The organism is Leptotrichia sp. oral taxon 215 str. W9775 (genome assembly GCF_000469505.1).
Taxonomy (GTDB): Bacteria; Fusobacteriota; Fusobacteriia; order Fusobacteriales; family Leptotrichiaceae; genus Leptotrichia_A.
The window spans coordinates 120,089-145,219 of the sequence record NZ_KI272824.1 but is presented as its reverse complement, the minus strand read 5'-3'; the positions used below and the strand labels follow the sequence as shown (position 1 = coordinate 145,219).

Annotated in this window: 24 protein-coding genes; 4 read left to right on the top strand and 20 right to left on the bottom strand. The window is 31.5% G+C overall.

Annotated elements, in window-relative coordinates; genetic code table 11:
- Nucleotides 1-74: 74 nt before the first annotated feature.
- The 4 genes from HMPREF1984_RS00910 to mnmA all read right to left on the bottom strand — a co-directional run bounded on the left by HMPREF1984_RS00910 (nucleotide 75) and on the right by mnmA (nucleotide 5,521).
- Nucleotides 75-1,682: an NAD(P)/FAD-dependent oxidoreductase gene (locus HMPREF1984_RS00910; protein WP_021765981.1), complete on the bottom strand. Its 1,608-nt coding sequence runs from the start codon at nucleotides 1,680-1,682 to the stop codon at nucleotides 75-77.
- A 21-nt stretch (nucleotides 1,683-1,703) separates the two neighbouring features.
- The gene (locus tag HMPREF1984_RS00905) at nucleotides 1,704-2,921 is read right to left on the bottom strand and encodes an NAD(P)/FAD-dependent oxidoreductase (RefSeq protein ID WP_021765980.1); all 1,218 of its coding nucleotides are present in this window, start codon (nucleotides 2,919-2,921) and stop codon (nucleotides 1,704-1,706) included.
- Nucleotides 2,922-3,380: 459 nt separating this feature from the next.
- The gene (locus tag HMPREF1984_RS00900) at nucleotides 3,381-4,313 is read right to left on the bottom strand and encodes an aminotransferase class IV (protein ID WP_156894223.1); all 933 of its coding nucleotides are present in this window, start codon (nucleotides 4,311-4,313) and stop codon (nucleotides 3,381-3,383) included.
- A gap of 146 nt (nucleotides 4,314-4,459) precedes the next feature.
- On the bottom strand, nucleotides 4,460-5,521 hold the full coding sequence (gene mnmA, locus HMPREF1984_RS00895; RefSeq protein ID WP_021765978.1) for a tRNA 2-thiouridine(34) synthase MnmA: 1,062 nt from the start codon (nucleotides 5,519-5,521) through the stop codon (nucleotides 4,460-4,462).
- Between the two features lie 220 nt (nucleotides 5,522-5,741).
- Between mnmA and HMPREF1984_RS00890 the strand changes: the two genes are divergently transcribed.
- The 3 genes from HMPREF1984_RS00890 to HMPREF1984_RS00880 are packed head-to-tail and all read left to right on the top strand — an operon-like array spanning nucleotide 5,742 to nucleotide 8,505.
- Nucleotides 5,742-6,194, top strand: a complete 453-nt coding sequence (locus HMPREF1984_RS00890) for a MarR family transcriptional regulator (protein WP_021765977.1) — start codon at nucleotides 5,742-5,744, stop codon at nucleotides 6,192-6,194.
- Nucleotides 6,195-6,248: 54 nt separating this feature from the next.
- Nucleotides 6,249-6,995, top strand: coding sequence for an ABC transporter ATP-binding protein (locus HMPREF1984_RS00885; protein WP_021765976.1), 747 nt, complete (start codon nucleotides 6,249-6,251; stop codon nucleotides 6,993-6,995).
- A complete protein-coding gene (locus HMPREF1984_RS00880) occupies nucleotides 6,988-8,505 on the top strand; it encodes an ABC transporter permease/substrate-binding protein (RefSeq protein ID WP_021765975.1) in 1,518 nt (505 codons plus the stop codon). Before HMPREF1984_RS00885 ends, HMPREF1984_RS00880 begins: the two co-directional genes overlap by 8 nt.
- 91 nt (nucleotides 8,506-8,596) lie before the next feature.
- On the opposite strand, the gene HMPREF1984_RS00875 is transcribed toward HMPREF1984_RS00880, so the two are convergent.
- From HMPREF1984_RS00875 to HMPREF1984_RS00830, 10 genes are all read right to left on the bottom strand, one after another.
- Entirely contained in the window at nucleotides 8,597-9,559 is a 963-nt protein-coding gene (locus tag HMPREF1984_RS00875; protein WP_021765974.1) for a transketolase family protein, read from the bottom strand.
- Complete coding sequence (locus HMPREF1984_RS00870) at nucleotides 9,560-10,408, bottom strand: transketolase (RefSeq protein WP_021765973.1); 849 nt, start codon at nucleotides 10,406-10,408, stop codon at nucleotides 9,560-9,562.
- Between the two features lie 51 nt (nucleotides 10,409-10,459).
- Nucleotides 10,460-11,809, bottom strand: coding sequence for a PTS ascorbate transporter subunit IIC (locus tag HMPREF1984_RS00865; RefSeq protein ID WP_021765972.1), 1,350 nt, complete (start codon nucleotides 11,807-11,809; stop codon nucleotides 10,460-10,462).
- A 33-nt stretch (nucleotides 11,810-11,842) separates the two neighbouring features.
- Nucleotides 11,843-12,112: a PTS sugar transporter subunit IIB gene (locus HMPREF1984_RS00860; RefSeq protein WP_021765971.1), complete on the bottom strand. Its 270-nt coding sequence runs from the start codon at nucleotides 12,110-12,112 to the stop codon at nucleotides 11,843-11,845.
- Between the two features lie 45 nt (nucleotides 12,113-12,157).
- Nucleotides 12,158-12,589: a PTS sugar transporter subunit IIA gene (locus tag HMPREF1984_RS00855; RefSeq protein WP_021765970.1), complete on the bottom strand. Its 432-nt coding sequence runs from the start codon at nucleotides 12,587-12,589 to the stop codon at nucleotides 12,158-12,160.
- A complete protein-coding gene (locus HMPREF1984_RS00850; RefSeq protein WP_021765969.1) occupies nucleotides 12,583-14,640 on the bottom strand; it encodes a PTS sugar transporter subunit IIA in 2,058 nt (685 codons plus the stop codon). The genes HMPREF1984_RS00855 and HMPREF1984_RS00850 overlap by 7 nt, the downstream gene beginning before the upstream one ends.
- 186 nt (nucleotides 14,641-14,826) lie before the next feature.
- Nucleotides 14,827-15,660 (bottom strand): SDR family oxidoreductase, encoded by an 834-nt coding sequence (locus HMPREF1984_RS00845; protein WP_021765968.1) that lies wholly within the window; start codon nucleotides 15,658-15,660, stop codon nucleotides 14,827-14,829.
- A gap of 47 nt (nucleotides 15,661-15,707) precedes the next feature.
- Nucleotides 15,708-18,395 (bottom strand): leucine--tRNA ligase, encoded by a 2,688-nt coding sequence (leuS, locus tag HMPREF1984_RS00840; RefSeq protein ID WP_021765967.1) that lies wholly within the window; start codon nucleotides 18,393-18,395, stop codon nucleotides 15,708-15,710.
- Between the two features lie 663 nt (nucleotides 18,396-19,058).
- Entirely contained in the window at nucleotides 19,059-19,757 is a 699-nt protein-coding gene (gene rlmB, locus HMPREF1984_RS00835) for a 23S rRNA (guanosine(2251)-2'-O)-methyltransferase RlmB (protein WP_036099250.1), read from the bottom strand.
- Between the two features lie 61 nt (nucleotides 19,758-19,818).
- Nucleotides 19,819-20,454 (bottom strand): hypothetical protein, encoded by a 636-nt coding sequence (locus HMPREF1984_RS00830; protein WP_021765964.1) that lies wholly within the window; start codon nucleotides 20,452-20,454, stop codon nucleotides 19,819-19,821.
- A gap of 141 nt (nucleotides 20,455-20,595) precedes the next feature.
- Between HMPREF1984_RS00830 and HMPREF1984_RS00825 the strand changes: the two genes are divergently transcribed.
- Nucleotides 20,596-21,120 carry a hypothetical protein gene (locus HMPREF1984_RS00825; protein ID WP_036099248.1) on the top strand — a complete coding sequence of 175 codons (525 nt, stop codon included), beginning with the start codon at nucleotides 20,596-20,598 and terminating at the stop codon, nucleotides 21,118-21,120.
- Nucleotides 21,121-21,459: 339 nt separating this feature from the next.
- On the opposite strand, the gene HMPREF1984_RS00820 is transcribed toward HMPREF1984_RS00825, so the two are convergent.
- From HMPREF1984_RS00820 to HMPREF1984_RS00795, 6 genes are all read right to left on the bottom strand, one after another.
- Entirely contained in the window at nucleotides 21,460-21,978 is a 519-nt protein-coding gene (locus HMPREF1984_RS00820; protein WP_021765962.1) for a gamma carbonic anhydrase family protein, read from the bottom strand.
- Between the two features lie 66 nt (nucleotides 21,979-22,044).
- The gene (gene trmD / locus HMPREF1984_RS00815) at nucleotides 22,045-22,782 is read right to left on the bottom strand and encodes a tRNA (guanosine(37)-N1)-methyltransferase TrmD (protein WP_021765961.1); all 738 of its coding nucleotides are present in this window, start codon (nucleotides 22,780-22,782) and stop codon (nucleotides 22,045-22,047) included.
- Nucleotides 22,783-23,292 carry a ribosome maturation factor RimM gene (gene rimM / locus HMPREF1984_RS00810; protein ID WP_021765960.1) on the bottom strand — a complete coding sequence of 170 codons (510 nt, stop codon included), beginning with the start codon at nucleotides 23,290-23,292 and terminating at the stop codon, nucleotides 22,783-22,785.
- Nucleotides 23,293-23,305: 13 nt separating this feature from the next.
- Nucleotides 23,306-23,719: a PTS-dependent dihydroxyacetone kinase phosphotransferase subunit DhaM gene (locus HMPREF1984_RS00805; RefSeq protein WP_036099307.1), complete on the bottom strand. Its 414-nt coding sequence runs from the start codon at nucleotides 23,717-23,719 to the stop codon at nucleotides 23,306-23,308.
- 93 nt (nucleotides 23,720-23,812) lie between these two features.
- The gene (locus HMPREF1984_RS00800; RefSeq protein ID WP_021765958.1) at nucleotides 23,813-24,376 is read right to left on the bottom strand and encodes an RNA methyltransferase; all 564 of its coding nucleotides are present in this window, start codon (nucleotides 24,374-24,376) and stop codon (nucleotides 23,813-23,815) included.
- The gene (locus tag HMPREF1984_RS00795) at nucleotides 24,376-25,125 is read right to left on the bottom strand and encodes a metallophosphoesterase (RefSeq protein ID WP_021765957.1); all 750 of its coding nucleotides are present in this window, start codon (nucleotides 25,123-25,125) and stop codon (nucleotides 24,376-24,378) included. Before HMPREF1984_RS00795 ends, HMPREF1984_RS00800 begins: the two co-directional genes overlap by 1 nt.
- Nucleotides 25,126-25,131: the final 6 nt, after the last annotated feature.

Sequence of the window (25,131 nt, the reverse complement as noted above, 5' to 3'; positions counted from 1 at the left end):
TTTTAATATTTTACAACGTTGAATTTACTTATTTTTGACAAGAAAAATTCTAATAAGGCTGCTCGTATTTTAAGTTATAATCCCTTATAATACTCCATAACAAATTCTGCACACCTTACACCATCTACTGCTGCAGACATTATCCCACCTGCATATCCTGCCCCTTCACCGCATGGAATAAGTCCTTCAATATTTGAAAAACACTTTTCATTTCTAGGAATTTTTACAGGTGAAGAACTCCTGCTTTCCACTGCAGACAGTACGGCATCATAACTTGCAAATCCCTTTATTTTTCTGTCCATTAGCTGAATCCCTTCCTTCAATGATTCGTTTATATATTCCGGAAAGCATTCATTCAGGTTGGCAAATCTGTATCCTTTTGCATAGCTTGGAGTTACTTTTCCAAGTTTTTCAGATTTTACATTTTTCACAAAATCTCCAAACAGCTGAACCGGAGCCTTATAATCACTTCCACCTAATTCAAAGGCCTTTTCCTCCAGTTTTCTCTGAAACTCAACTCCTGCAAGAACTCCACCTTCTCCAAAGTCCTCCGGATATACATTTACTAAAATAGCGGAATTGGCATTCTCAAGATTTCTCCCTGAATAACTCATTCCATTTACAACAAGTCTTCCTTCTTCACTCGCCGCAGGAACAACAACTCCTCCCGGACACATACAGAATGTATAGACTCCTCTTCCATTTTTTGACTTTGCATTGAGCTTATATTCAGCGGCAGGAAGTCTATCAGCAAATTTCCCATACTGTGAACGGTTTATCATCGACTGTTTATGCTCTATCCTTACACCTACTGAAAAAGTTTTTCTTTCCATTTTTACATTTTTATCATTTAGCATATAAAAAGTATCTCTTGAACTATGACCTATTGCAAGTACAATAACATCCGTATCTATTTCATATGTTTCTTTTTCCCTGTCAGAATCAAAATCAGATACAATTTCCACTATTGCCTTTGAAATCTTATTATTTTCGTATTCCATCGAAACAAGTTTATTCTGGAATCTATATTCTCCACCAAGACTTTCAATTTTTTTTCTTATATTTTTCATTATTCCGATTAACTTATCAGTTCCCACATGAGGCTTTGACATATAGGCTATTCTTTTTTCAGCTCCCGCCAGTATAAGTTCTGAATATATTTTCTGCATACGGAAATTATTTGTATTTGTTGTCAGTTTACCGTCAGAAAAAGTTCCCGCTCCACCTTCTCCAAACTGCACATTGGAATATTTATTAAATTTTCCATCCTTAAAAAAATTATATACATCCTTCTGTCTCTCATCCACATTTTTTCCCTGTTCAAGAATAATAGGCTTCAATCCTGCTTCAGCAAGTACAAGCGCCGCAAACAGTCCTGAAGGCCCACTTCCCACTATTACTGGACGTTTTCTGTTTCCAAGTTCCATTTTTTCAACAGTGTACTCTGCTTTTTCTATTTCCCTTACATTAGGAATATCTCTATATTTTTCTTCATCATCCAGTTGAATATCCACTGCATAAACGTATATTATGTTGTTTTTATTTCTGGCATCTATTGCCTGCCCTGTTATCTCAAAGCTTTTCAACTGTTCTTCATTTATACCCAGCATTTTCATTACTGATTTTTTCAAATCATTCTCATTATGCTTTATTGGCATTTTTATATTATTTATTCTTAACATATTTCCCTCTTGATTCTTAATTTATTTTGCCGCATTTTCTCCGGCAATATACCCTGAAGCCCATGCCCACTGCAAGTTAAATCCTCCACATTCTCCATAAACATCCAGCACTTCACCGGAAAAGTACAGCCCTTTTACGATTTTCGACTCCAGAGTTTCTGTATTTACTTCATCAAGTGAAACTCCACCCGCTGTTACCTGTGCATTTTTAAATCCTGTTGTTTCCAGTATTTTTACCCTATATTTCTTTAACACTGTACAGAGCTTCCTTATATCACTGTCATTCAGATCTTTTACAGGTTTTGAAAGTTTTTCAATTCCTGATACTTTTGAAAGAAACTGACCTAATTTCTTATTTATCATTCCATTGAAATAATTTTCCATTGTCAGATGCGATAATATTCTTTTTCTTTCTTTCAGCATTTCATACAATTCATTATAGTCAAATTTTTCCATAAAATCAATTTCAAATTCAACATTCTTATATAAAGGCATGACAAATGAAATATTAAACACTACATTTCCTGAAATACCATAGTCAGTAAAAAGAAGTTCCCCGTCATATGTACATATTTTTTTATTATCTCCATAAGCTGTAACTGCTGCATCTGTTTTTATTCCCTGAAGCCCCTTCACCTGATGCTTTTCCGTTTTCAGCTGCACAATAGACGGACTGAGTTTTGTCACACTATGTCCCAATTCCTTTGCCAGTTCAAATCCTGAACCATTTGAACCAAGTTCCGGATATGACTGCCCTCCTGCCGCAAGAATAACTCTCCCCGCTTCAATCTTTTTTTTATCTTCTGAATAAATCTTAAATTTAAATCCGTCCTTTTCAATCTTTCTTACATAAAATTCCGTTTCAATTTTTATACCAAGCTTTTCAGCTTCAAATCTTAACGCATCCACCACTGAAGATGCCTGTCCGCTTAATGGATAAACTTTTCCCCTGTTCTCCTCATTACATACAATTCCCAATCCATTAAAAAAATCCATCGTATTCTGCGGAGTAAATTTATTAAGTATATTTTCCACAGAAAAAATATTTTTCCCAAAATAATTGGATATATTAGCATTCACATTTGTTATATTACATCTTCCATTTCCTGTAATCAGGACTTTTTTAAGAATTCTGTCCTTTCTTTCCAGTATTATTACTTCTTTTCCTGATTTTTTTGCAGTAATTGCCGCCATAAGTCCTGATGCTCCTCCGCCTATGACTGCTATTTCAGTTTTCATATATTCTCCTTAAGTTATATCAATTTGTTATCTAAAATTTTTTTAGTTCTTTTTTCACTGTTTTTCCACACCAATTATATAATGAAATTTATTTAAAAGCAAATGTAAATCTATTGTTTAAATGATATTAGTTTAATTTTTCAATTTGATTTAAAATTGTTTTTCCGATTTGGATTTCCTGATTTTTATCATAAAATAAAAAACGAGCCGTGTGCTCGTTTCTTGTATGAAAGAAGTCTAAATGTAGAGATGGGGCGTCTCTCTTAGACAACATAGTTATACCATATTCCTATTTTAATGTCAAGCATTTTTTCAAAAAAAAATGTTTTTTTTAAATTTTTTTTCAAAATTTTCTTTGACTCTCCCCGTGGTTAATATTTCTTTATTTTTACACCTTTTCTTTATATTATTCTATAATATGTATCCAATATAGTTTTGGTATTTTTTTACTTCATTATTCTACTTAATTTCAAACAACCATTTTTTAGAAAGTTCATGTTCTCCAGAAATTATTTTTTCAAATTCTGATTTCAGTAATTTATAATATTTTCCAGGTAATGCCTTCGCTGAATAATCAAGCTGTCCTATTGGTCTTCCATCCAGTGATTCTGCATAAACTATTTTCATTGCAGTTCCTGTTACAAGTAACTCATCAGCTGTAAATACCATTGATCTGTCAATTTTTCCCCTTTGGATATCATATCCGTTATATTCAAGAATTTCCAGCATTGATCTTACAGTAATTCCTTCAAGTGCCGCCGAACCTGTATCAGGTATAATTATTTTATCCCTGTAAATTAAAATCAGATTGGCAACCGAAGCTTCTACTACATTTCCTGCATCATCAAACATAAGGGCTTCATCATATCCATTTCTCTGTGCATCACTTGTTGCAAGGAATGAGTTAATATAAGATCCTCCTGCTTTTGCCTTTGTAGGAATTGCGGCATCGTTATATTTTCTGTAAGTGGAACTCATAAATCTCATTCCACCATTATCTGTACTTACATAATCTGCAAGCGGCAGCATATAAATTGCCAGTTCAAAAGTAAGTCCAGCCTTTTTAGGTGATATTCTTGGCTCACTGCAGAATATAAAAGGTCTCATATAGAAATCTTCCTTAATTTCATTCTTTTTAACAAGTTCCGTTACAATATTTTTAAATTCATCCCAGCTTATGTAAAACTCAAATCCAAGCATTTTAGAAGCATTAATCAATCTGATATAATGATCTTCAAGCCTGAATATAGATACCTTTCCATTTCTGTAATATCCCCTTACTCCTCCAAAACATGTTGTTCCATACTGAAGACTATGTGTCGCTATACTTACTGTAGCTTTTTCAAATTCAGTAATCTCATTTTTAAAATAAGCATATTTCATAAAATCCATTTGCTTTACCTCCATACTTTCCTATATTTTTTGATTTCAACTTTTATATTTTATCACTTTCACGTTTATTAGTAAAATTAAAAATGAATATATTATTTATTTATTTTATATATTTACCAATTTCTTATAATTTTAAATATGAAAATTTATTTTTCTGTTTTTATTTCTCCGCCACCAATTAATTCATCATTCAAGTAAAATACAATATGCTGACCTTCTGAGTTTTCATGTGTCTTCTCATTAAATTTAAAATGTAATGAGTTATCCTTTAAAATTAATTTTCCCTTCAATCCTTTTGATGAAAATCTTGGTCTTGCGACAATTTCCTTATCCAGAAGTTCTTCCGGTTTATAATAGAGCTTGTAATTAATAACTTCAATTTCATCTATTAACAGCTCTTCAAAATCTCCCACAACAATTTCATTTGTTTCCGGTCTGATTTCTGAAATGAAAAAAGGTCTTCCTAAATTAAGTCCCAGCCCACGCCGTTGACCAATTGTGTAAAACTGGTATCCCATGTGCTGACCTATTACACTTCCTTCTCTATCCACAAAATTTCCCCTCTTGACTTCATCTCCAAGAACCCTTTCCAGATAAGGAATATATCCATTTGGAGCAAAACAGATTCCTTGGCTGTCAGGCTTGTTATGAGTGTGAATTCCATGTTTCCGGGCTATTTCCCTGACTTGGGGTTTTTCATATTCTGACAGTGGAAAAATAAATCTCTCCACAATATCCTTATCAAGCCTGTAAAGCATGTATGACTGGTCTTTCCTATTGTCCTTATCCCACATCAGAAGTCCATTCAGACTTTTTTTCGAGTAATGACCTGTTGAAATATACTTTATCCCCATTTTATCTGCAAATTCCACAAGTTTTTTTATTTTCACCTTTTCATCACAGATTACACAAGGGGAAGGTGTCTTTCCCTCATTATACATTTTTACAAAATATTCCATTACTTCTTTTTTAAATTCATCTACAACATTTATGACATAATGGGGAATACCCAAATTATAGCATGTATATCTTGCATCATTTATATCATCCAGCGAACAGCATGTCTTACCTGGATTTTCCGATAGTTCATCCGGAAGATGTTTCAATGTAACTCCTATCACTTCATATCCCTGCTGCTGCAACAGTAACGCCGCTACTGAACTGTCTATTCCACCACTCATTCCGACTACTACTTTTTTATTTTCCATTTTTACCCTTCAAATTCTGTTTTAATTAAAATATTTTATACTATTCTATCATATTTATTGATAAATTTCATTTTTTATTAGTATTTTTCAACTTTATAATTTTAACCTACAAATTTAATTGACTTTTTTGTTACTATATGGTAATATATTTATACTATATAGTAATAAATTTTTAAAAATATACTGTCACATAGCAATAACTTAGTAAAGGAGAGAATCTATGAAATCAAATTCCGGATTTTATATAAGCAGGATAAAGCAAATAAATACGAGACTTTTAAATAAACTTCTGGCACAGAAAAACATAACGGCATTTAATGGGGAACAAGGCCGAATTTTACATGTACTTTGGGAAAATGACGGAATTAGCAACCAGGAGCTGTCAAAAAGGTCTGGACTTGCTATGAGTTCACTTACAACAATGCTTGAAAGAATGGAAGAAAAAAACTTACTAATACGGAAAGGCTGTCCTAAGGATAAACGGAAATGCTTACTTTTTTTAACAGAACATGCAAATTCTTTAAAAAATGAATATGATGAGATTTCTGAAAAAATGACTAAAATTTCTTTTGAAGGTATTTCAGAAGATGAAAGATTGGCTTTTGAAAAAACTTTAGAGAATGTTCTGCACAATCTTGAAAAGACTGAACAGGAATTTAGTAAGAAACAATAAAAAGAATTGAATAAATTGTAAAAGATTATTCAGTATCTAATTGGAGGTAAATAAATGATAGAATTTATTAATGTTGGAATGACTTATCCATGTGGAAATGTAGGATTAAAAAATATAAACTTAGCTATAAATGAATCTGAAATAACAGTTTTCATTGGACCATCCGGTAGTGGAAAAACCACTCTTCTTAAAATGATAAACCGTCTGGAGGACAACACAACCGGCGAAGTAAAAATTAATGGAAAGAATGTGAAGGAGTACAATATTCATAAAATGCGTTGGGATATTGGATATGCTTTGCAGCAGGTTGCTCTGTTCCCGCACATGAATGTTGAAGAAAATATTGCAATTGTACCTGAATTAAAAAAATGGAAAAAAGAAAAAATTAATGCAAGAATTGATGAACTTTTACATATGGTTGGCCTTGAACCTGAAAAATATCGAAAAAGAAAGCCTTCTGAATTATCTGGTGGTGAGGCACAAAGAGTTGGAATTGCAAGGGCTCTGGCAGCTGATCCGAAAATCATCCTTATGGATGAGCCTTTCAGTGCGTTAGACCCCATTACCCGTGCAAGCTTGCAGGAAGATGTGAAAAAACTTCAGAAACAGATTAATAAAACAATCGTTTTTGTAACTCATGATATTGAGGAGGCATTTTTATTAGGAGATAAAATTTGTATTATTCAGGACGGAGAATTAATTCAAACTGGAACAAAACAGGAAATAATATCAAATCCTAAAAATGATTTTGTAAAGAAATTTATAACTATTAGAAATAAAGAGGGTGAAGCCCATGAATAAATTAATTTTAACGTTTTTAGAAAGAAAAAATGAGCTTTTAAGTGGTATTGCAGAGCATATTCAAATTTCCTTTATTGCACTAATAATTGCCTTAATTATCACCATTCCCCTTGGGATTTATTTAAGCTATCATAAAAAGCTTGCAAATATTGTTATTGCAATTAACGGTGTTATTCAGACTATACCATCACTGGCAATTTTAGCCCTTTTAATTCCTTTAGTCGGAATTGGAAGAAAACCTGCAATAATAGCTTTAATACTTTATGCCCTGCTGCCAATTTTACATAACACTTATACCGGTATTACCGGGGTTGATCCAATGTACATGGTAACTTCAAGAGCTTTAGGAATGAATAAATTTCAGCAACTTACAAAAGTACAGCTTCCCCTTGCAATGCCTGTAATAATGACAGGAGTCAGAACAGCTGCGGTTTTAATTATTGGAACTGCCACACTGGCTTCCCTTGTTGGGGCTGGAGGGCTGGGAAAACTGATTTTACTTGGTTTAGATAGAAATAACAACTATTTGATTTTATTGGGGGCAATTCCAGCCGCTTTACTTGCAGTTTTATTTGATTTTCTCTTTAAACAGCTGGAAAAACTGAGCATCAAAAAAATACTGATTTTCCTAGTTTTAATTACATTTGTTTGTCTGTTTGGATCAATAAGCAGTTTTAACACTCCAAAAAAAGATAAACTGATAATTTCAGGAAAACTTGGTTCAGAACCTGAAATCCTGATAAATATGTATAAAATATTAATTGAAGAAAATAGCAATTTAGAAGTTGAACTGAAACCCGGTCTTGGAAAAACTTCATTTGTATTCAATGCTTTAAAAAATGGCGATATTGATATTTATCCTGAATTTTCAGGAACTGCAGTTTTCACCTTCCTGAATGAAACTCCTGTAAATAACAATGCTGATGATGTTTTTGCTCAAGCTCAAAAAGGCATGGAGTCTAAATTTAAGATGATTATGCTAAAACCTATGATCTACAATAATACTTATGCAATTGCAGTAAGTAAAAAATTTGCTGAAGAAAATAACTTGAAGACAATTTCTGATCTTGCAAGAGTAAAGGATAAAATAAAGGCCGGATTTACAAGGGAATTCAATGACAGAGAAGACGGATACCTGGGATTGAAAAAACTGTATAATTTTGAAATTCCAGATATTAAGGAATTTGAGCCAAAACTTCGTTATGTTGCTGTTCAAAGTGGCGATATTAATCTGATTGATGCTTATTCTACTGATGCTGAACTTGCTCAATATAATATGGTTGTATTGAAGGATGACAAGCATCTATTTCCACCGTATCAAGGGTCTCCAATGATGAGGGAAGAAACTCTGAAAAAATATCCTGAATTGAAAAATATTTTGGAAAAACTGAGTGGTAAAATTTCAGATGAGGAAATGTCATCGATGAATTACCGTGTTTCTGTAAAAGGTGAAAAAGCGGAAGATGTTGCAAGAGAATATCTGAAAAATGCGGGAATTATTAAGAAATAGAAAAGGGGCTGTCTCAAAAAAAACTTAAAAATATCGATTTATTAATAAACTTTCATTTAATAAATCGATATTTTTCTTTTACAATTTCATCCTAATCCTTTAGTAACTCTAATGCCGCTTTATAAATATGTTCTGCTGTCAGTTCATATTCATTCATTAAAAATTCCAATGTCCCAACTTGACCAAATCTTTCTTTTATTCCGATTCTTCTTAATTTTGCATTTCCAGTTTCTGCAATTACTTCAGCAACTGCACTTCCCAATCCATTATGAACACTGTGATTTTCACAAGTTACTATTTTTCCTGTTTTTTGTGCATATTTTTCAATCAATTCCTTATCTATCGGATTTAAAGTAAACATATCAATTACAGCAACACTTTTACCTTCTTTTTCTAAAATTTCTGCTGCCTTCAAGGCTTCTGATACCATAATTCCATTAGCAATTAAAGTAATATCTGAACCATCTTTTAATACATTTCCTTTTCCTATTTCAAATGTTGAACCCTTCTCATAAATAGTTACTGCATTTTTTCTAATTGTTCTAATCCAATAGAAACCATCTTTTATAGCTAGCTGTTCAAGAATATTTTCAAACATTACAGCATCTGTCATTTCCATCACAACAGTATCAGCAAGCCCCCTCATGATCCCCATATCTTCAAAGGACATGTGAGTTCCTCCATTATGAACAGCTGTTACTCCTGCATCAGAAGCAATTATTTTAATGTTGTTTTTTTGATATGCTCCTGACATAAACAGCTGATCAAAACATCTTCTACTTGCAAATGCTGTAAAAGTATGTGCAAACGGATATTTCCCGGCAATAGACATTCCTGCCGCAACACCTACCATATTGGCTTCCATTATACCGCAGTTTATAACTCTTTCAGGATATTTATCCTGCACCTTGTTAGTTGTTATCGCATTCATCAGATCAGCTTCCAGTGCTATAATTTCAATATGTTTTTCCATTAATTCAGCAAGTTTGGAAGAATAAACTTTTCTCATTTCCATTTCATCTTTTTTTTGAGCTCCATTATAAAGATTTAACATTTATTCCACCTCGCTTTCCAAATCTTTTATCGCCTTTTCAATTTCCTGTTTCAACTCATCAGTCAATCTTAAATGATGGGAATTTTCCATTTTTTCAATATATTCAACGCCTTGTCCTTTTAATGTATCAAGTACTACAAATAATGGTTTTTCATCATTTTTACGTGGCTCTTTTAAAATTTCATACATTTTCTGTATGTCATCTCCTTTTACAGTAACCACATCAAAACCAAATGATTTCATTTTTTCTTCAAAAGAAAATGGTTTTATTATTTCTTCTAAAGTTCCATCTAATTGCTGTTTATTGTAGTCTAAAAATACAGTTAAATTATTTAAGTTATGATGAGCAATAAACTGGAATGCTTCCCAGCACTGTCCTTCATTTATTTCTCCATCACCTATAATACAGAACACTCTATTACTTTTCTTATCTATCTGCAATGCTTTTGCAATTCCTCCAGCAATTGAAATTCCTTGTCCTAGAGATCCTGTTGTGGCGTCAACTCCTTTTGTTCTGAGTCTATCCGGATGACTTGGTAAATTTGTTCCATTTTTATTTAATGTATAAATTTCTTCAAGTGGAAAGAATTCCTTTAATGCTAAAGTTGCATATAATGCAGGCCCTGCATGTCCTTTTGACAGGACAAAATAATCTCTGCCTTCCCAATGTGGATTTTTAGAATCTATATTCATAATTCCACCATACAGTACTGCCAATACTTCAACAATTGATAAACTTCCGCCATAATGTCCAAATCCCAGATTAGTAAGAGATTTCAATGTATTTATTCTAATGTTGGCGGCTAATTTTTTGATTTCTTTCACTTTTTCATTATAATCACTATTCACTTTTGGCTCCTTCCAAATGATAGTTAACTTTTATTCAATTTTAACAATGATTTATTCTGATTTTTTTGAAGGTACAAATCCAAATGCTACTAAAACAGCAGTTATTCCAATAATTATTCCAGAAACTACCATTGGAGATACGTGTTTTGCCATATTTCCTAATACAATTCCAACTGTTACGAAATCTGCATCAGAGAATGTAGTATTTGCAAATCCTAAATTTCCTAATACCGGTAATAGGATTACAGGTAGGAATGTTAATAATAACCCATTTGCAAAAGCTCCAATTGAAGCTCCTCTTCTTCCACCAGTAGCGTTTCCAAATACACCTGCTGTCGCTCCACAGAAGAAGTGAGGTACTACTCCCGGTAAAATAAGTGTCCATTTTAACATACCAAGCATAAATAATCCAACAATTCCTCCTAAGAAGCTGCATAAGAATCCTATTAATACAGCATTTGGCGCATAAGGGAATACGATTGGGCAATCTAATGCAGGTTTTGCATTTGGTACAAGTTTTTCAGAGAATCCTACAAAGGCTGGAACTATTTCTGCAAGAACAAGTCTAACTCCTGATAAGATAATATAAACTCCTGCCGCAAATGTTATAGCCTGAATAATTGCAAATACTAAGTAGTTATCTCCACCACTTAATTCAGTTTCAACATATTCTTTTCCTGCAACTAATGCCAATATTAAGTAAATTATCATCATTGTCAATGAAATTGAAATTGAGCTGTCTCTTAAAAAACTTAAGTTTTTAGGTAATTTCATTTCTTCAGTTGATTTTGAACCTTTTCCAACTAAAGACCCAACAAATCCTGATAAAACATATCCTATTGTACTGAAATGACCAAATCCAACATCGTCACTTCCAGTAATTTTTCTAACATAAGGTTGTGCCAAAGCAGGGAATATTGCCATTACAAGTCCTAATGTCAATGAACCGATGATTATTAATAAAGGTCCTTCAAATCCCCCAACTTTTAATATTATTCCAATCATACATGCCATATATAGAGTATGGTGTCCTGTCAGGAAAATATATTTTAACTTTGTAAATCTTGCTATAAAAATATTCCAGAACATTCCAAGTGCCATTATCAGTGCTGTTACTGTTCCATATTCTTTTAATGCCAGTGAAACAATTGCTTCATTATTAGGCACTATTCCTTGAACATGAAATCCCTGTTCAAACATACCACCCATAGGTGCCAACGAACTTACAACAAGTCCTGCTCCTCCACCTAGTACTAAAAATCCTAAAATTGTTTTAATTGTACCTTTTACTATATCTGTACCAGGTTTTTTCTGAACTAATAACCCAATCATAGCTATTAATCCAACTAAAATTGATGGAACTTTTAAAATATCCACTATAAGAGTTAATAAACTTTTCATTTTGACCTCCTGAATTTTATTTAAATTTTATTTTTATTTTTTGAAATATTCTGTTAATTTTTCTTCCAGTTCAGGCATACTTATAATGCTGTCTAAAACAATTAATTTATCAGCTGGAACTGTTGCACTTTCTGCAATATCTTTTCCCATTACGAATACATCTGCCGCTCCAGGAAGTGCTGATGCCAGGTCAGAATGTTCAACTTCAGCTTCCACACCAATTTTCTTAAGAACCTTCTTAATGTTCATTTCCACCATAAAGCTGCTCCCTAATCCTGATCCACAAACTGCCATAATTTTCATAACTGTCTCCTCCTAATTTTTATAATTTATTTTTATTTTTTAAAATTAATATTTTTTTATAATTTCCAATATTTCATCATAATCTTTTGAATTTATAAGTTTTTCAATACTTTCATCATCCTGAAACAATTCCATTAACTGCATAAGAGTTTCCAAATGACTATTTGCATCTTTAGTTGCCAGAACAAATATCAGCTGAACTTTAGAATCCCCATAATACACAGGTTCATTGAGTTTCAAAAGGCTGACTCCTGTTCCCAATGTCCCGTCTTCAGGTCTTGCATGCGGCATTGCCAAATTTTCTCTTAAAATAACGTAGAAGCCTATTTTTTCAATACTTTCTATCATAGCTTTAATATAATTTTCAGTTATTATATTTTTTTCCAGTAAAGGCTTTCCTGTAATTCTGATACTTTCTTTCCAGTCTGACACTGAATCCATTATTTGTATATTACCCTCAAGTATTTTTTCTAACATACGAGTTCCTTTCTGAAGTATTCTTCCAATTCTTCATAATCTGTTATTTTTGATATTTTTTCAATAAAATTATATTTTGTAATTAATTCAAACAAGTCATTTAAAATACCTAAATGTTCTATATTATTAGTAGTTGCAAAACTTAAGAATATATTTGCTCCTTTTCCATTTGGAAATAACACTTTTTCTTTTACAACTAGTAATGAAATTCCTGCTTTTAGGACGTTTTCTGAAATAGGTGCATGTGGAATTGCCATTCCTTCCTCAATAACGATATATGCTCCATGTTTTTCAATTAATTTTATCATTTCCTCTACATAATCATGCTTAATAACTTTATTTTTCTCCAGTATATCCCCAGCTTTAGCTATTGCTTCCTTCCAGTCTTTAACCTTATCTACAAATTGGACATTGTTCCTATTAAGCATTTCCTTTAAAACAACTCCTACTTCCGATAAATCATCAATTATTTTATTTTCCAGCTTATTTTTCAGTTCACTTACAAGTTTATCCTTATCCTTTATAGTTACATTATTTTCTATTATATCCATTATTTGCTTCAAAGAAACTTTTGCTATATTTTTTCGTATCCCATATTTTGATAAAAGAATAAAGTCTTCCTCTTTAGGCAACGGATTTATTTTTACAACGGGAATGTCATAATTTTCTTCCAAATCAATAGTAGATAAAATTAAATCAATATTTGCATAATTAGGCATTGAAGTTTTTATTAGATAGTATGGTAACACATCTACAATATCCAAGTCATAGTTTTCCTTCAAGCTGTGCTCAAGTACTTTTGAACTTCCATATCCTAAGCCACAAATTAATATTACCTTTTTAGTTTTTTCAGAAGTGTTTCTCTCAATGGAAGCCTTTATATGAAACCCCATAAGAGCAATCTCATCTTCAGGAAACTTCACTTCAAAAAGCTCTTCAACTTCCTGTACAGCTTTATTTACCACATCTAAAATAGGATCTTTTTCTATAATCAGTTCCTGAAAAACTGAATTTGTAATTTGAATATTATTTTTTATCCTGTACATTGCAGGCTTTATATGATATAAAAGTCCATTATAAAGTATTTCATCGCGTGTTAAGTCTGTTTTTACAATTTTACTCACTCTAGAAATCATCTTTTTTATAATCAGTTCCTCATTTATCCAACCTTCAAATGAATTATTTTTTAAACTGTTTATATTTATTCCCATTATCAAGTCAGTAATTTCAAGTAACATTTCAGATTTTATTTCATTTTTATTCAGAATTTTTTGTAAAATCTTTTCAATTTTTTGATACTCTTCCGTATGAATTAAAAATTTTTTTGCAGTTAAATCCTTTTCATTTCCATGAAATTTTTCAGAATTTAATAGAAGTAAAACATAAGAAAATATTTTATTGTAACTTTCTTCATTTATATTTAAAAACATTACTTTTTCGATTTCTACAATAAATTTTTTTGCATTTTCTATATTTTTTTGTTTAATATATTTGAAGAAATAACGAAGAACCTGTGTTTTAACTATTTTTGAAGTTTTTTTATTATTAAGGAAATCAAATATCTTCTCTAAAAGTTCAATTTTCTTTATGAGAATTTCCCGAAAGTTACCATTAATATGATATCCCTTACTATTTTTATAAATTACTTCGATTCCCTGGGTTTTGTATTTTTCCGACATCTGCTTCAAATCTTTTTTTATAGTTGTTCTTGAGATTTCAAGTTCATCACATATTTTTGTAATATTAAGCCCTTCTGTATCAAAAAATAATATTAACTTTAAAATTGTTATTCGATCTTCTATTGATAATTTATGAATGTTTTCCAAAATGTCAAACAGATTTTTGAAATCCTGATTAGTGTCAAGAGAAATACTATTTTTATCCTTTTCGGTAATTTTGTAATCAAGTAATCGTAAAATGCTGTCAATATTATTAATATAATATCTGGCGGCCCGATCTGAAACACTATATTTCTCAGATATTAATTTGAAAGTATATTTTTTCCCTTTAATAAGATTATTTAATATCTCAGTTTCCCTATAATTCAACATATTCTTCACCTTTCTATAATAATGATACCTTAATAAATTAAAATAATCAATTTAAATAACATTTCAAAGATATTTGAAAAAATGTTACCCCCCTTTTTCTTTTTCTATTTTCCTAATAAATAGAAAAAGCCAGCCTTAAGGCTGACCTTTTATTATTTAATTTCTTTTCCAAATTCTTGTTTTAGTTTATTTTTCCAAATACTCCACCAGTGAAGTAGCTTTTCGTCCCAGAACCTTTTCGATATCATTGGAAATACCTGACTGTTCATTTTCTGCAATTGCTATATAAGTTGAAACCCACGAATTATATTCCCATTGCTCTGCTTTCCAGATTTTACGTGATTTATAAGCTTCCTCTACTGTTTCTTCAATATATTTAATTTCTTTTCCAAAATATTCACTTACAGCTTTTACAATTTCAGTCATTGATAATTCTTCAGGTCCTGTCATATTTAAAGTCTGATTTTCCCATTTTCCTGGATTTTCCAAAATTTTAGCTACAACTTCTGAAACATCTGATCGTACCACGGCAGATACTTTTCCATTTCCTGCAGGTCCTTTTATTTCACCATATTCCCTGCACAAATCTACAAAGAAATCTGCATAAAAATTATCCCTTAAAAATGTATATTTAAATCCATTTTCTTTTATATACTCTTCAGTTGCATAGTGATCTCTTCCCAATGTAAATATGGAATTTTTTGAAGCATTATAAAATGAAAGATAAATAATGTGGGAAACTCCTGCTATCTTAGCTGCATCAATAAAATCTTTATGCTGCTGAACACGATTAGGATTTTCAGAGCCGGAAACCATAAAAAGTACTTCTATTCCCTTTAATGATTTCACAGTATCTTCCGATTTATCATAACTGGATTTAAAAACATTAGAAAATCCAAGTTTTTCTGCTTTTTCCACATTTCTAGCCAGATTTCTCACTTCAATTCCATTTTTTTTACATAATCCTGAAACTATTCCACCTAAATTTCCCGTTACTCCTGTTACTGCAATTTTAGGCATTTTAATCACCTCTTGCTTGATTTTTCAAAAGATCTTTTTTATTTTTTCTATCCTTTTACTACAATATTTACCAATTTATTTGGTACAACAATTACTTTTACAATTTCTTTTCCTTCGATAGCTTTTTTTATCTTTTCTGAATCAAAAGCCAGTTTTTCATATTCTTCTTTTGGAAGTCCTATTTTTGCCGGTATTGTTTCACGGATTTTTCCATTTATCTGGACAACAAGGTTCATTTTATGTTCCTTTGTCAGTTCTTCTTCAAAAGTAGGCCATTCCTCCTCAAAAGTAAATGTTGTATTTCCTATAATTTCCCACAGTTCATCAGCAATATGAGGAGCGAAAGGTGTAATTAGAAGTATAACCTTGTCCAGTACTTCCTTCCATATTTTTCTTGATTCTGTAGAAACATCATTTTTATCAATTACTTCCTGCTTGTAAGTAGTCATGTCATTCAGCAGTTCCATAACAGCAGCAATGGCAGTATTAAAGTGGAAGTCATCCTCTATGCTTTCAGTAACCTTCTTAACTGTCTGATGTAATTTTTTCTGTATTTCTTCATCTTTTTCACTTCTTTTACTTAAATCAATTCCATAATTATTTTCTTTTCCGGCATTCTTATCAGCAAATTCAAATGAATCTGATATAATCAGGAATAATCTGTTTATAAATCTGTAAGCTCCTGCCAGCCCGTTTACATTCCATTCAAGTTCTTTTTCAGGCGGTGCAGCAAATAATGTAAAGACTCTTGCAGGATCTGCTCCATATTCTTTTACAATTTCTTCAGGATCTACTCCATTATTTTTAGACTTACTCATTTTTTCAATTTTTACAGTAAGTTCTTCTCCTGTTGCTTTTGAGAATGCTTTTGTGTCCTTTATCTCAACGTCTTTAGGAAAATAGAACTTTCTTTCATTCTGTGAATAATATGAAGGCCCTAGAACCATTCCCTGTGTAAGCAGTCTCTTAAACGGCTCATTTGTTTCCACAAGTCCCATATCTCTCAATGCTTTATGGAAGAATCTCGCATAAAGAAGGTGCATTACCGCATGTTCTATTCCACCAATATATTGATCCACAGGAGTCCAGCTGTCTGCATTTTCCTTTTCAAAAGGTTTTTCAGTATTATGTGAATCCAGATATCTCAGATAGTACCATGAAGAATCAACGAAAGTATCCATTGTATCAGTTTCTCTTCTACCTTTTTTACCGTTTGGCAGAGTAACATTTTTAAATTCCTCAGAAGTTTCAAGCGGATTCCCTTTTCCGTTAAATTCAATATCAGTTGGTAATTTTACAGGTAAGTTTTCCTTTTCTTCCAAGTGAATATTTCCATCTTCATCGTAAATTACAGGAATAGGAGTTCCCCAGTATCTCTGTCTGCTTATTAGCCAGTCGTGAAGTCTGTAATTTACAGTTTTCTTTCCTTTTCCTTCTTTTTCAAGTTTTTCAGTTATTTTTATTTTTGCTTCTGTATTTTTTGTCCCATCAAATTCATCTGAATTAACTAGAATTCCGTTTAAAGTGTATGCCCCTTCCATTTCTTCAACAACTATTTTTTCAGGATTTCCGTCCTTATCGACAGGATTTATAACTATTCTTACAGGAAGGTTATATTTCTTCGCAAAGAAAAAGTCTCTTTCATCATGTGCAGGAACTGCCATAACTGCCCCTGTTCCATAATCCATTAGTACATAGTTTCCTATCCATAAAGGTACTTTTTCATTATTTACAGGGTTTATAACATAAAGTCCTGTAAACATTCCTTCTTTTTCCTTGTCTTCTGCTGTACGGTTTATTTTATCCTCGTTTATCATTTTATCAACAGCTTCTTTTAATGAAGGATTTTCTTTTAAGACAATCTCTTCAACAAGCGGATGTTCAGGTGCAATTACCGCATAAGTTACACCAAACAGGGTATCTGCCCTTGTTGTAAACACAGGAATTATAATTTCTCCATTATTCCCTATGTTCAGATTGCTTTCTTTATCCTGGCTGTTACTGTCAAATTTGTAATCAAGTACAAAATTTATTTCGCTTCCTGTAGACTTTCCAATCCAGTTTTTCTGCATTGCAAGAACTTTATCCGGCCAGTGCCCCTTCAGTTCTTCATGTCCCTGAAGCAGTTCTTCTGCATAGTCAGTTATTTTCAAATACCACTGTGAAAGTTCTTTCTGTATTACATCTGTTTTACTGTGTCTCCAGCATTTTCCATCTTCAACCTGCTCATTTGCTAAAACTGTATTACAGTCAGGACACCAGTTTACATAAGATCTCTTTTTGTAAACAAGTCCTTTTTTATACATTTCTATGAAGAACAGCTGATTCCATTTATAGTATTCAGGAGTGTATGTACTTATTTCCCTGTCCCAGTCATATGAAAGCCCCATTAGTTTAAGCTGTCTTCTCATATTGTCAATATTAGCTTTTGTCCACTGACCAGGATGCGCCCCATTATCAATTGCCGCATTTTCAGCGGGAAGTCCAAAACTGTCCCATCCGAATGGGTGCAATACATTAAAACCTTTCATTTTCTTATATCTTGCAATGGCATCTCCTATGGCGTAGTTTCTTAAATGCCCCACATGCAGCTTTCCAGAAGGATAAGCAAACATTTCAAGAGTATAGTAGTTCTGTTTTCCCTCTACTTTATTTTCACTTTTAAAAACATTCTTTTCCTGCCATTTTTCCTGCCACTTTTTTTCAATCTGTTCCGGTTTATATTCTTTTACCATTTGTATTCACGACTATAAAAGTCTTTTCTCCTTTCATCTCATATATACTTACAGTTTTAATTTAACACATCTTAATAACTCTTTATTTGTTATACAGTATAACATTTCAAGGTTAATTTTTCAATGATTGTTATATTATATTATTTTTTCCTTCTTTAACTTTCAAAAAATCTAATTTTAGATAACATTGCTCCTATATTCTTAGCTTTACTACACATTTCCTTCAATCGGATAATCCCTTTTTTCTCTTGTGCTAAAATTATTGAATCTACTGATTTACATATTTCACCATTAAAATAAGGAAAAATATTAACCCTATTTTCTATTTTTTTAAGTTATTTACATCAAAAGTTATTTGAAGTACGTTGTAATTATCTGTATCAAAATATACTTTAACTTCTTTTAATTTTATTTCTTTAAATTTTTTTATTTTTACATTATTATATTCAGGCACAACAAAAAAATCTTTATTAATGTATTCCTACAATAATTAAAAAAGTCCTTATCTTCCAAAATCATTCCCCTCCGTCTAAACCAATAAAGTCTGATAAAGATTATCTGTTTCCTCAAGTACACTATTAAACGTTTCTATTTCAAATTCTCCATCTTTTTCTGAAATTAACTTTGAATATCCTTCCATTATTTTTCTTTTTTTCTTAAAAACTACTTCGCCATTTCAGCCAATATTATTCCACCAGCAACTGATACATTCAGAGAATTTATATGACCTTTAAGGTGTATCTTTACTATTTTGTCACAGTGTTCCTTAACTTTCTTCCTCATTCCGTTTCCTTCACTTCCAAGAACAAGGCAGACTTTATCAGGATAATCTTCCTCATAATAGAAGTTTTCCCCGTCAGCTTCCGCTCCATAAACTTTGTATCCATATTTCTTAAATCTGTCAATTGTATCTGAAATATTTGTAACCTTTACAATATCAACATGTTCTATTGCTCCAGTTGATGATTTTACAACTGTTTCAGTAACCTTTACATTGTTTCTGTCCTGAATTACAATTCCGTCAGCCCCGAAACATTCAGCACTTCTTATTATTGCTCCAAAATTTCTTGGATCCTGTATCTGATCTAAAATTACTACTATTGACTTGTCCTTTGAAAGTATTTTCCCAAGAAAATCAGCTAAATCCACATAATAGTCAAACTCTGAAACTAATGCAACTACTCCTTGAGAGTTTTCAGTTCTTCTGTCTGTATAAAATATTTTTATGTTTCTTTTACTTGCTAAATTTAAAATTTCTTTTATTGTGTCTTTTTTTATCCCTTTATACACTTCTATCTTTTCTACTGTCTTATCTGATCTTAATATCTCCAGAACTGGATTTATCCCTATAATTTTTTCCATTTTTCTTTCCAAATTATATCGTATAAATAATTTACGATATATTTGCTCCTTTCTTTGTTTTTTATCCTCTAACTTTCCATCCGTCATTTGATTTTACTACTCTCAGCTTTCCATTTAAAATATGGTAGCTAACTTTTTTATTTCTTATACTATTTTTTATTACTTCTTTTGCAACAGAATCTAGTCTATCCATTACTTTTTTCTGTTCTGCTTTTGAAGATTTTTTTACTTTTGAACTCTCTGGCATTTCTCCATACTTTTTTATATACTCTTCATCAACTCTTTTTCCTATATTTTTTTCAAAAAAACCACTTTCTTCATCTAACACTTCCGGTGTTTTTATTTCAATTTCCACATCTGCTTCTTTATTTGATAAAAAAGTTATTTTTGTAACTGTTGTTTCCCTATTTTCAATTATTATTCCCATTATATCCCTTATCATTTCCAGAACACGACTTTGAAGGTAGTTTTCTCCTTCTCCCATTTTTCTTTTCATATCCTCTTTTACTTCTCTTATTGTAGACTGCTTAACTTCATCCATATCTAAAAATTTTAAAAGTTCCACTATTTCAGCTGCATTTTTATCCATTTCCTGTTGTGACATTTTTACATTTTTCCCTTTTGTTGTACTGTATTGTGCTGTAAATCCCAGTGAAAACACCAGTAAAAACAAAATTGCAATTCTTTTTTTAAGCATTCCTGCCTCCTTTAATATTTTTATTTTATTATAATCTATTTACTACTTTTTTTCTACTTTATTTCTAAAAAATTAATTTTTTTCAGTTTATTTTCATTTTTCCATGTTATTATACAAATAACAAAAAATCAGGAGGTTATTATGAAAAAATATATTTACTTATTATTATTTGCTTTATGCTTTTCAATGTTCGGTGCGAATGCAAAAGAAGGACTTAACAACGAAATTACATCAAAAGTAAGTTTCTTCATGACTAAAAAACAGCTGGAAGATTCAATTAAAAGAACACCAGTAGACAGTGTAGATAACAAAGACACTCAAATATACGTTTATACAGATGTAAACGATATGCTAAACAAAGAGAATAAATTTTCAAGTTTCATGTTTGCTGATGATATGCTAATTTCTTCTGTATTTATGACTCCTTCTACAGAAGCAGAACATAAAAGTATTTTAAATTCTTATATGAATTTTTTCAAAACTACACCGGAAAGTAAACTGAAAAAAGTAGAAAACAAAAAGGTAAATGCAGTTCTTTACTACAACAATGCAATGCTTCTTTTTGTATATTATGATAAAAGTACTAATTCAACTGTTGCTGTAAATCAATTGGCAAATGATGAACTTATAAATATGAGAATTGACGAAATCAAGAATGCAGAGTAACAAAGTCTTTTTACTATTCTAAATTTTTATAAAAGACTATATTTCTGAAAATCCAGTAATTTCAGAACAAAGTCAATAAATGGGAAATAATAGATATGAAGCTATTAAATAAATAATATTAAAACAGGACTACCTTAAAAATAAAAAATGATGTAAAAAAGCTGTATCAAAAAGAAAACTTAAAAAATCATCTGAAAACTATATTTTTGAATTATTTAAAATTTTACAATGTAAAATAGTAAATGAATAAAATATAGTTTTTTTATGTATCATATTTACATTTTTTCTATGTTAAGACAGTCCCTTTTACTTTTTTAATTTTTAGATAGTCCTTTTATATTATATTTTCTTTAGTTCTTTCGCATACAATTTCCCATTTTCCACATAATGCTGTCCATTTTTCTTTATATGTTCTTTTTCTTCTTCAGTCAGTTTTCTTACAACTTTAGCTGGACTTCCTAAAATAAGAACTCCCTCCTCATAAGGAATTTTATGTGTTACAAGAGCTCCCGCTCCTATCATGCAGTTAGGTGCTATTTTTGCTCCATTTAAGATTGTACTTCCCATTCCAACAATGACATTATCTCCTATTTCACAGCTATGGAGTATGGCATTATGACCTACCGTCACATTTTCTCCAACTATACATGGAAGTCCAAAATCTGTATGTACAGTAGCATTATCCTGTACATTGCTGTTTTTACCTATTGTTATTTTCTCCACATCTCCTCTTATAACTGCACCAAACCATACATTTACACCGTCATGAAGTTCTACATCACCTATTATATCTGCACTTTCTGCAATAAAAACTTCACCTGTAATTTCAGGCTTTCTATCTCCAAGCTGATAAATCATTTTTATTCCTCCTGTTAATCTTTCTGTAATTTTCCTAGAAAAGTTTCACTACTTAATATCATTGTATTATTTATTCTTTTTCTTCATTAATTTAATATACATTTTTTTAAATTCTTCATCTTCAGAAAGTTTTTTCTCCATTAAATCCGGTCTATTTTCAGTAGTCTTCTCAATGGATTTCAATAGTCTATACTCATCTATTTTTGCGTGGTTCCCACTTCTTAATACCTCAGGAACTTCATATCCCTCAATTTCAGACGGACGCGTATACTGAGGAAATCCTAAAAGTCCATTATAGAATGAGTCTGTTTCAAAGGACTCCTTTTTTATAACTCCTTCTTTTATCCTTGTTACCGAATCCATAAGTACAAGGGAAGGCAAATCACCACTGCTGAGAACATAATCTCCTATTGATATTTCTTCATCGACAAACTTGTCAATAACCCGCTGATCAAGACCTTCATATCTTCCCGAAATCAGTACTATTTCTTTTTTTTCAGCAAGTTCTGTTACCTTCTGGTGATCAAGCCTTTTTCCCTGTGGAGAAACAAATACTGTATATGGCTTTTCCCCGTCACTGTATTTTTCCTTAAAAAAATTCCAGTAGGCTTCAGGTTTTAAAACCATTCCTGCTCCTCCACCAAACGGAATGTCATCCATCTGGCTATGCTTATTTCCGCTATAATCTCTTATATTTACAATATTGTAATCTGTTATTTCCGCATCAACTGCCCTCTGGATAATTGTCTGTGACAAATATAGCTCAAACAGTTCTGGAAATAAAGTTAAAACAGTAAATTTCATTTATTCTCTCATTCCTTCTATTAATTCTACTTCTATCCTGTTATTTTTAAAATCAATCTTTTTCACAAATTCATCTACTAAAGGCACCATTATTTCCTTTTTGCTCACAATATCTTCGATTATAAGTATATCATGGGCTGCAGTTTCCATTACATCAGTAATTTCACCTATTTTTTCATTATCAGAAAAAACTTCAACTCCAAGAAGATCCTTTATGTAAAACTCGTCCTCATTTTTTTCAGGCAGCAAATCTCTTCTTATTTTCATTTGAAATCCGTTCAATTCCTTTGCCTGATCAATATTCCCAATTTCTTCAAAGTCTACAATCAGTTTCTTGTCATTCAGCCTTTTAATATTTTTTATTGTAAGAAGTTTCCTTTTATCTTCTTTTTCAAGCAGAACTCTTTCACCTATAATTAACTCAGTTTCTGCAAAAATTGAATTCATTTTTACACTTCCAAGTAAGTGGTGAGTTCCTATAATTGTTCCTATATTTATTAAATTTTCCATTCCTATTCCTTTTCTATTTTTTTATTTTTTTGAAATTTCTGCTTCCTTCAGCTATTTCTTTTAGCTCAGAAAGAGACATTTCATCAAAGTTGGCGGCAACAGCAGATATAATTCCTTCAACTAAAGGTGCATCTGCAATTTCAACTTTAACTTCCTCTTTAATATCTTCTACTGCCTTTGCCGCATTAAATATAGAGCTTCCCATATCTACAAATACTAAAACTCCTTGACCTTCATCTGCTCTTCTTATAGCATCTTTTATTGTGTCCACAGTTGCTCCATAGACTTTCTGATTTATATTTCCTCCATTTTCAATTTTAAAATCCTCCTGCTGCAGCAATTTTGCAAAATTGATAACTTCCTCTGCCAATTTATTGCTATGACTCACTACAACAAGCCCTACTAATCCATTTCCTTTAATTTCCATTATTTTTAAAATTCTCCCTTCTGCTGTCATAATTTTTCTGATTAGTTTTTAAATAACAGTTCTTTATTTAATATTTTCCACTAAGTTTTCCTTCTAATTTTCTCCTAAAAGTCTATCAAGTATTATTGACACAGCACTTCTTACAGATAGGTGGTTATATTTTGTTTTTCCTCTCACCGGTTCCAGAATTTTATACGACATATCCATTATGTCATTTGTCAGTCCCCAACCTGTACCAAACAGTATAAGATAAGGAGTTTCATCCTCTACCATTTCTTTTCCAAGAGCATCATATGACACTGTATTTGGAAATATTTTAGCTGACGTTGTTATTACTTTAGGAGTTTTTCCTTCAATTTCAGCTATTGCAGCTACTGCTGATTCCACTGAATCTGATAAATCTGTATTTTCAAAGGCTTCCTTCCTGTTTTTATTAAATTCTATCCCGTCCCCTTCAGTCCAATAGTTAATTATTCTGTTTGTAAGTTCCTGCTGGGCATCCACAGGAGTTATTATAAAATATTTTTTTATATCATATGTTCTGCATGTTCTTGATATATCATGAATATCAAAGTTTGTGACAGATGTCGCCACAACATCACTATTTCTGTTATAAACAGGATAGTGTACAAGTCCAACGTAAATGTTATCTCTCATTAGTCTTCAGAATTTTCCTTTCCTTTAGCTTTTTTATTTTCCTTATCCTTAATATATATTTCTTTTGCTGTTTTAAGTTCCACACAGGCTATAATTCCATTTTTATATGATCCTGTATCAATACAGTGTACATCATTTACATAATGTCTTATCTTACCGTCCTTGCTGGGAGTATGACCGAAATATATCGCCTTTCCTGTCTTGTTATTCGTCCAGAAGTCATTTCTGTCCCATATAAGAAATCTATGTTCCTGCTCATCTTCACTTTTAGTAGTGTCAAATGCCGCATGGACAAATAAGTTTTTCTTGCCTGAAATCATTATGGGAATTCTGTCAAGCCATTCTACAAACCATTTTACACTTTTTATCCCTTCATGTTCCAGCCATTCTTCAAAAGTTAATGTATCTTTACTTTCTGAATTATTGTAAAAGGATTTCTGAGTTTTCTCCCCACCATTACGGTACCAGTGTTCATTATCTCCTGATTCCATTGCCTTTATAAGCATATCCTCATGATTTCCCCTCAGATGCTTTATATTATACCCTTCTTTTTCTAAATCATAGTATTTTTTATACAGTTCATATGTCTTGAATCCCCTGTCACACGAATCCCCCAATATAATAAGCAAATCCTTCTTTGTAAGCTTTATTTTATCCAGCAGATCCTTAAACATTAAATAATGACCATGTATATCACTTGTTAGAAATATTCTCTCATAGTCATTTTCATTTATCTTTTCTATCTTCAAATTTAT

Coding starts and splice junctions, on each gene's coding strand:
- HMPREF1984_RS00910 (WP_021765981.1), bottom strand. CDS start 1,682: ATGTTAAGAATAAATAATATAAAAATGCCAATAAAGCATAATGAGAAT.
- HMPREF1984_RS00905 (WP_021765980.1), bottom strand. CDS start 2,921: ATGAAAACTGAAATAGCAGTCATAGGCGGAGGAGCATCAGGACTTATG.
- HMPREF1984_RS00900 (WP_156894223.1), bottom strand. CDS start 4,313: ATGGATTTTATGAAATATGCTTATTTTAAAAATGAGATTACTGAATTT.
- mnmA (WP_021765978.1), bottom strand. CDS start 5,521: ATGGAAAATAAAAAAGTAGTAGTCGGAATGAGTGGTGGAATAGACAGT.
- HMPREF1984_RS00890 (WP_021765977.1), top strand. CDS start 5,742: ATGAAATCAAATTCCGGATTTTATATAAGCAGGATAAAGCAAATAAAT.
- HMPREF1984_RS00885 (WP_021765976.1), top strand. CDS start 6,249: ATGATAGAATTTATTAATGTTGGAATGACTTATCCATGTGGAAATGTA.
- HMPREF1984_RS00880 (WP_021765975.1), top strand. CDS start 6,988: ATGAATAAATTAATTTTAACGTTTTTAGAAAGAAAAAATGAGCTTTTA.
- HMPREF1984_RS00875 (WP_021765974.1), bottom strand. CDS start 9,559: ATGTTAAATCTTTATAATGGAGCTCAAAAAAAAGATGAAATGGAAATG.
- HMPREF1984_RS00865 (WP_021765972.1), bottom strand. CDS start 11,809: ATGAAAAGTTTATTAACTCTTATAGTGGATATTTTAAAAGTTCCATCA.
- HMPREF1984_RS00860 (WP_021765971.1), bottom strand. CDS start 12,112: ATGAAAATTATGGCAGTTTGTGGATCAGGATTAGGGAGCAGCTTTATG.
- HMPREF1984_RS00855 (WP_021765970.1), bottom strand. CDS start 12,589: ATGTTAGAAAAAATACTTGAGGGTAATATACAAATAATGGATTCAGTG.
- HMPREF1984_RS00850 (WP_021765969.1), bottom strand. CDS start 14,640: ATGTTGAATTATAGGGAAACTGAGATATTAAATAATCTTATTAAAGGG.
- HMPREF1984_RS00845 (WP_021765968.1), bottom strand. CDS start 15,660: ATGCCTAAAATTGCAGTAACAGGAGTAACGGGAAATTTAGGTGGAATA.
- leuS (WP_021765967.1), bottom strand. CDS start 18,395: ATGGTAAAAGAATATAAACCGGAACAGATTGAAAAAAAGTGGCAGGAA.
- rlmB (WP_036099250.1), bottom strand. CDS start 19,757: ATGGAAAAAATTATAGGGATAAATCCAGTTCTGGAGATATTAAGATCA.
- HMPREF1984_RS00830 (WP_021765964.1), bottom strand. CDS start 20,454: ATGCTTAAAAAAAGAATTGCAATTTTGTTTTTACTGGTGTTTTCACTG.
- HMPREF1984_RS00825 (WP_036099248.1), top strand. CDS start 20,596: ATGAAAAAATATATTTACTTATTATTATTTGCTTTATGCTTTTCAATG.
- HMPREF1984_RS00820 (WP_021765962.1), bottom strand. CDS start 21,978: ATGATTTATCAGCTTGGAGATAGAAAGCCTGAAATTACAGGTGAAGTT.
- trmD (WP_021765961.1), bottom strand. CDS start 22,782: ATGAAATTTACTGTTTTAACTTTATTTCCAGAACTGTTTGAGCTATAT.
- rimM (WP_021765960.1), bottom strand. CDS start 23,292: ATGGAAAATTTAATAAATATAGGAACAATTATAGGAACTCACCACTTA.
- HMPREF1984_RS00805 (WP_036099307.1), bottom strand. CDS start 23,719: ATGGAAATTAAAGGAAATGGATTAGTAGGGCTTGTTGTAGTGAGTCAT.
- HMPREF1984_RS00800 (WP_021765958.1), bottom strand. CDS start 24,376: ATGAGAGATAACATTTACGTTGGACTTGTACACTATCCTGTTTATAAC.